General features: G+C 47.6%; 5 protein-coding genes. All 5 read left to right on the forward strand.

Annotated elements, in window-relative coordinates; translation table 11 throughout:
• Positions 1–195: 195 nt before the first annotated feature.
• The 5 genes from BIT28_RS06795 (at position 196) to BIT28_RS06815 (ending at position 6,668) form a co-directional block, all read left to right on the forward strand.
• Positions 196–2,433, forward strand: coding sequence for a patatin-like phospholipase family protein (locus BIT28_RS06795; protein ID WP_139310448.1), 2,238 nt, complete (start codon positions 196–198; stop codon positions 2,431–2,433).
• A 231-nt stretch (positions 2,434–2,664) separates the two neighbouring features.
• On the forward strand, positions 2,665–4,218 hold the full coding sequence (locus BIT28_RS06800) for a long-chain-fatty-acid--CoA ligase (protein WP_075762885.1): 1,554 nt from the start codon (positions 2,665–2,667) through the stop codon (positions 4,216–4,218).
• 259 nt (positions 4,219–4,477) lie between these two features.
• Positions 4,478–4,855, forward strand: coding sequence for a SpoIIAA family protein (locus BIT28_RS06805; protein ID WP_075762886.1), 378 nt, complete (start codon positions 4,478–4,480; stop codon positions 4,853–4,855).
• 159 nt (positions 4,856–5,014) lie between these two features.
• Positions 5,015–5,665, forward strand: coding sequence for an outer membrane beta-barrel protein (locus tag BIT28_RS06810; RefSeq protein ID WP_075762887.1), 651 nt, complete (start codon positions 5,015–5,017; stop codon positions 5,663–5,665).
• Between the two features lie 127 nt (positions 5,666–5,792).
• Positions 5,793–6,668 carry a 6-pyruvoyl trahydropterin synthase family protein gene (locus BIT28_RS06815; RefSeq protein ID WP_075762888.1) on the forward strand — a complete coding sequence of 292 codons (876 nt, stop codon included), beginning with the start codon at positions 5,793–5,795 and terminating at the stop codon, positions 6,666–6,668.
• Positions 6,669–6,818 lie beyond the last annotated feature (150 nt).

The following is a 6,818-nucleotide window of genomic DNA, read 5'->3' on the forward strand; positions in this document are numbered from 1 at the left end:
TGTTATTAGGCGTGTTATCTTCTTAGCGTAGTGGAAGGAACGTAGGAAATAATATGAACTCAGAGGTGTTTTCCTTATTTATTAATAATAAGAAAAGCATGTTTAAAAACTAATAATAATCGTTTTGGAGAATTCTATTTGGAGCCTGTGTTATATGGTTTTATGAGGCATTGATGCGCGAGGAGGCATATTAGCGTGAAAGTAAACATGAAGTACTTTGCTGCTTTGAGACTAATATGCGTGAAAGTCGTGCTGTTAGTATCGTTGACAGTCAAGGCGACTGAGCCATCGCCAAAAATTGGGCTGGCCCTGAGTGGTGGCGGGGCAAAGGGGGCGGCGCACATTGGTGTTTTGGAAGTACTGGAAGAGAATAGAATTCCGGTGCATATGGTTACTGGTACCAGCATGGGATCCTACATTGGTGGCATGTTGGCCCTGGGGTTTAGCGCCGGTGAAATTAAGCGGCGGACATTTGATATCAATTGGCACGATGGATATTTCGATAGGCTGACAAGAAAAGAGTTACAGCTCAAAGAGAAGAAAAGAACAGATGAGTTTCTGTTATATACCGATATTGGTTTATCCCTTGATGGGGAAATAAAGCCCCTTCCCGGTCTGGTTCTGGGGCAAAAAATGGCGAGTATGCTGAGAGAGCTAACGGGTAACCCGCCGAACTTCGACAGTTTCGACCAACTTGTTATTCCTTATCGGGCCGTGGCAACGGATCTGGAAAAAATAGAACCGGTTGTTCTCGACAGCGGCAATCTTGTCCAGGCGATGCAGGCCTCGATGTCTGTCCCCGGAGCATTGAGGCCGGTACAAAAAGATGGCCGCCTGCTTGTTGATGGCGGTATTGTTAATAATATGCCGGTTGATCAGGTGAAGATGCTGGGCGCCGAGATCGTGATCGCTGTCGATTTGCGCGATGCCATGTTTAAGCTGGAGGATCTCAACTCTGCCGTGAATGTGGTGAATCAGCTGACAACTTACATGACAAATACAGGCAGTGATCAGCAGGTGGCACTGCTCAATTTGGACCGGGATGTTTATATCGTTCCCGATGTGTCTTATATGGTAGCCACTGATTTTAATTTGATGTATCAGGCCTATCGCAGCGGGCGTGAAGCGGCATTGGCCCAGCTTCCCAAATTATTGCGATATCAGATTGATGAACAACAATATGCTAGATACATGGCAGACAAACGTCGTCAGTGGCTTCCGGCAACCTATTCGTTTACTGATATCCATATTGTGAATCAAACGACATTGAGCGATACCTCGCTGTATGAGTGGTTATCGCTTGAGCCCGACCGGAATTACAGTGTCAAGGAGCTGGAGCAGGCAATAGACAGGCTCTATGCCAAGGGCATCTTTGAAAAAATCACCTATGAGGTAGAGGAAGACGGTAAACATCTGTCGATCATTGTGGTTGAAAAAGCGTGGGGGCCAGGTTATCTCAATCTCAAGTTATCGATAGAAAGAGACAACGAGCAACGGCCTAATTACGCCGTGGGCGCGGAATACCTATTGACCAATGTGACCCGAACCGGGGGAGAGTGGAAGTCTAAAATATTGCTAGGTGTTCAGGACAAACTGACAACGGGGCTGTATTTGCCTCTGGATTATCAGCAGCAGTACTTTGCGGAGTTTGGGATAGGCTGGCAGCAGGAAATCAGAGAGTTTAACAATGTCGCTCGGTTCGATGCCGACCAAGATGAAGTGAAGTACAAATCGCTACAGCTCTTTTCCCAGCTAGGCTGGAATATCGAACGGGATAGTCGACTGTTGATGGGGATAGATGGTGGCTACAGCGACACACAGGGCGAATTTTCGGCGGTGCCAAAGCAGGAAGTGACCAGCCTGAGCGGTTATGGCGAGTATAACTACGATAGCCTGGATAATTTTTTCTTTCCAAGCACTGGGACACTGCTGGACGTACAATTGGGTTACCGGTATTCGGATGCAGAGATCGAAAACGGAGATATATCCGAGTCGGTGCCGTATCTGGACTCTCAAATGATTCAACCGCTGACATGGGATGAGCACTCTGTCGTTGCCTTGGTTAGGGCGTCAGGCTCTGAATCAAATGCCTTTTATCCGGTATCACCGCAAAGTCTCGGTGGCCTGTTTAATCTATCCGGGTTCAATCGTTTCCACTTAACTGGCAATTACAGTGCGTTTGGGTCGTTAATCTATCGCTATCATGTTGATGATGTGAACTTCAAACTGTTCTCGGCGCCTTTATACCTGGGTGGTTCAATCGAGCGGGGCGGTGTATGGCTCGACAAGGATGACATTAGTTGGGATTCATCTATCACGGCCGGGAGTGTGTATATCGCACTCGATACTTTACTTGGCCCCGCGGTTCTGGCGTACGGAGTCGCAGAGAACGACAATGGTTCGCTGTACTTTGCATTTGGGAGTCAGCTATAGCGATGCTGAAGGGTGGATGTGATCCCTGTTTTGCTTTCTCGCAGCGACCAGGTATCAAGACTTGATAGTTGCTATTGGTGATCACATAAATTTAACATTTAAACGACTGTTTATTGACAATCGGTCGGGGCTTATCTAGTTATATCATTCTACGCTGCTCAATATTTCTCTGATTTTTAGGTATTTAGTGTCTGTATCAATGATAATCAACGAATAACAAGGTAATCATCTATGATGAGTCTAGCTGCTGCCCTGCAAAGAAATGCCAGTTGTAAACCTGATAAAGTTGCGATTATTTGTGGTGATACCCATATCACTTACGCCGAGTTTGATGTCCTGGCCAGCAAGGTGGCCAATGGCCTGATAGCCAAAGGGGTTCTGCCCGGTGACAAGGTGGCGCTCAGCTGCCCGAACCTGCCCTTCTTCCCCATTATCTATTACGGTATCCAGAAAGCCGGAGCAGTCGTGGTGCCGCTTAATGTACTGCTCAAAGAACGAGAGATTAAATACCACCTGGAAGACTCTCGGGCGAAGTTCTTTTTCTGCTTTGAGGGAACAGATGTATTGCCTATGGGAGAAGCCGGGATTGCGGCATTTAACCAGGTCGATCATTGTCTGGATATGGTCGTAATGACAGCCGATCAGAATCAGCACTCATTTAATGGCCAGCCCTCGTTTTCTGCGTTTATTAAAGAGTGTGATCCTCAATGTGATTACCTGCCTCGTCGTGCAGACGATACGGCCGTTATTCTATATACCTCCGGAACAACCGGGCTACCGAAAGGGGCCGAACTGACGCAGGGGAATATGGTTTGTAATGCCCTGGTAAGTGAAAACCTGATGGCGGCACAAGCCGACGATGTCCAACTGGTAACCCTGCCTCTGTTTCACTCATTTGGTCAGACCGTTAACATGAACGCTTCCGTCTTTGCTGGGGCGACCATGGTATTGGTGCCGAGGTTCGAGCCTGCAACGGTACTGGAAATGATTGCTGAGCATAAAGTGACGGTGTTTGCCGGGGTGCCGACTATGTATATTGCTCTCAATCACTGTCCAAACGAACTGGATGTTTCTTCGTTGCGGCTGGCAATCAGTGGTGGCTCTTCGATGCCTAAAGAAGTGATTCATGTGTTTGAAGAGAGGTTTAACGTCCCGATCCTTGAAGGCTATGGTCTGTCGGAAACCAGTCCTGTTGCCTGTTTCAATCATCTGGATCAGGAACGGATCCCGGGCTCGGTTGGTCAGCCGATTCAGGGCGTTGAAATTCGTCTTGCCGATGTCAAAGGTGAGCCCGTTGCCTGTGGGGAGGAAGGGGAGGTGATTATTCGTGGTCATAACATCATGAAGGGATACCTTAACCGACCGGAAGAAAATGAGAATGCGATCCGTGATGGCTGGTTCTTTACCGGCGATATCGGGCGATTTGATGAAAAGGGAAACCTGTACATTGTTGATCGGGTTAAAGACTTAATCATTCGTGGCGGATTTAATGTGTACCCGCGAGAAATTGAAGAAGTGTTCATGACCCATCCCGCTGTGGCCATGGTGGCAGTGATCGGCATACCTGATCAGGAATACGGTGAAGAAATCAAAGCCTATGTGGTACTGAAAGATGGGGCTGATGCGGATGAGCAGGTGCTTTATGAATGGGGTAAGGCCCAGTTTGCCACGTTCAAATACCCAAGGAGTGTTGAGATTCGTCAACAACTCCCAATGAGTGCAACGGGCAAAATCCTGAAAAAAGATCTCAAAGCCGAGGTCCGGATGATGCAGTCAGCTAAGTAGCGCTTTGCTGGTGAAACGGCAAGACATGGCATGTCTTGAACCAACCTACTATAAGCAGGGGATCCCCCTGCTTTTTTACGTGTTTATCTGTATCTGCCTTGGCGATGCTCTCATACAATCCTGATGTTTGCTGTGTTGGTATTTGAAGGCGCTGAATAGGGCATCAGCAGCTAAACTGTAATGATATCAATAAGTGATTTATCAACAGACCCCCTTGACTCGGAGGCTGATTGTCGATGACAAGCTCTGAGGAGGAATGATGAGTAACGTACATGGTATCTCGATGGATGTTGAGCGGGTGGATGAAATGGTCTTTATGGAATTCAAGGCCATTGGCACCCTGACCCATTCGGATTATGAAAAGATCACGCCATTGATTGAGGATGCGCTGGTGGATGTCGAACAGCCGATCGTCAATGTTTACGTCGATGGTACCGATTTTGAAGGCTGGCAGCTCCAGGCCGCCTGGGATGATTTAAAGCTGGGCTTAAAGCACGGTAAGAAATTCAACAAAGTTGCGTTTTACGGCAACACCCGGTGGCAGGAAGTAATGTCCAAGATGGGAAGCTGGTTCGTTTCCGGAGAGTTCAGATATTTTGAGGAGCCGCTTGACGCATTGAGCTGGCTACGGGAATGATATTTAGAGCTTACTGCAGATTAGCGGCTATAGTACTGAAATTACTATTGAATTAGAATAAGTAAATATTAAATATGACTCGTATTGAGTATGGTGTGCGGGTGTTGCCGCTATATTCAGTTATTAGTTTGATACGTTAGTACTATTCACAGGTTTAAAATGGATATTAATAAAACTGCGGTTGCAGTACTGTTCGCATTGCTCCCAATATCGGCTCATGCCAAGGATGCAGAGCTGGCCGATTCGACCTTTCGATATTTTGCCAGCATAAAGGGCGGAATGAGCCAGCTCAGTAATTCTGATCGCGTTGTACTGAGTAATGGCAGTAAGCTGGACGCTGAGTCCACCTCACATGAGGGCTTTGCTGGTATTGATATTGGCGCATATACCCCCGGTGGCAAGAGCAGGATATATTACAGTTTTGAGCAGCATACATCTGAAACTAAGTTCCAGGATACTTCTGCCTACGAAACCAAAGCCAACATGCACTTGATCAGTGCCGATTACTTGTTCCGCCATGATAAGTCCGTCACCCCCTTTGTTGGGTTGCATATCGGTTATTCCTCGGTGGAGCCGGATTCGCAGTTTCCGGACGGGTTTGATGTGAGCGGAATTGTATTCGGCCTGCAGGCGGGTATGAACTGGCAAGTCGCAGAGCCGGTCAGGGTTGAGCTTGGGCTGCGTCATTCACTGGTTCCTACCGATATTGAAACCTGGAATGGTACCGACAGCGACGGAAATGCCGTGAAGTTTGAATCACAGCAGAATGGGGTTACCTCTCTCTTTATTGGCGCTTCTTATCTGTTCTAACTGACAGAATATGTTCTGTGCGCCTTATTCGATAGGTTACGGACTCACGCTGTTGTTTACTCCCGTTTTCAGCTGCGTATAATGCCCTGCTAGTTTAACGACAACCATTATCATTAAGGACTTCACGTTGAAGCTATTTGTCAGAGATCTTACCGTTATCGATGCTTCTTACCTGTGCGAACAGCGAGGTATGGTCGGAGAAAGTTGGATCCTCGATGTGGTGATGTCGGGTGAGCTGAATGAAATGAGCATGGTGCTTGATTTCAGCAGGGTCAAAAAGCAAATCAAGCAATTGGTGGATGAGTTTGTCGATCACCGCCTGATTGTACCGACCCGCAATTCCCGTATTCATGTAGCCGAAAGCCAGCCAGGTTACGCAACGGTCGACTTGCTCCGTGACGAGACAAGTATTCATTTGAATTGCCCGGATCAGGCCTACTGCTTTATTGATGATGATGCAGTAACGATTGAGTCAGTCACCCGCCATCTGTACCAGGTGCTTGACGGTAAGTTACCGGATAATGTGCAAGGGCTGGAATTGACCTTGCGCCATGAGAAAATCCAAGGGGCTTTTTATCATTACAGCCACGGGCTTAAAAAGCATGACGGAAACTGTCAGCGAATAGCCCATGGTCACCGCTCTCCTGTAGAGTTGTTTGTCGATGGCCAGCGAGATGCCGAGCTAGAACAGCAATGGGCGCAGCGTTGGCAGGATATCTATCTGGGTAGCCGTGAAGACGAGGTTGCGTTGTCTGAGTTGAACTTGAGCAAGCATGCGGCTGGTATTTCTGAGTTGACCCATTATGGCTTCCGTTATCAGGCACCTCAGGGGGAGTTTGAGTTGGCGATTGCCCGTTCGGAAACAGAGATGCTGGATACCGATACCACCGTAGAGCTGTTGGCACATTATATTGCTGAGCAGGTAAGCCCAATGGTTGCGGGCAAGTCCCTGGACGTGGTCGCTTACGAAGGGGTTGGCAAAGGCGCCATGGCCTCTGTTTAATTCTGCTGTTATCTATGCTTCTGACTAATTAGGCCATGAATAGACGGTCTTAAAATAAGTCGCGATTGTTTCTAGGGCGTGTTGATCTTTCGTGAGTGTTTTTTGAACAGCATGGTAAAGAGTTATAATTTGCTTCGCCAAAAGTAAAAC

The organism is Photobacterium proteolyticum, assembly GCF_001939735.1.
GTDB classification, from domain to species: Bacteria; Pseudomonadota; Gammaproteobacteria; order Enterobacterales; family Vibrionaceae; genus Photobacterium; species Photobacterium proteolyticum.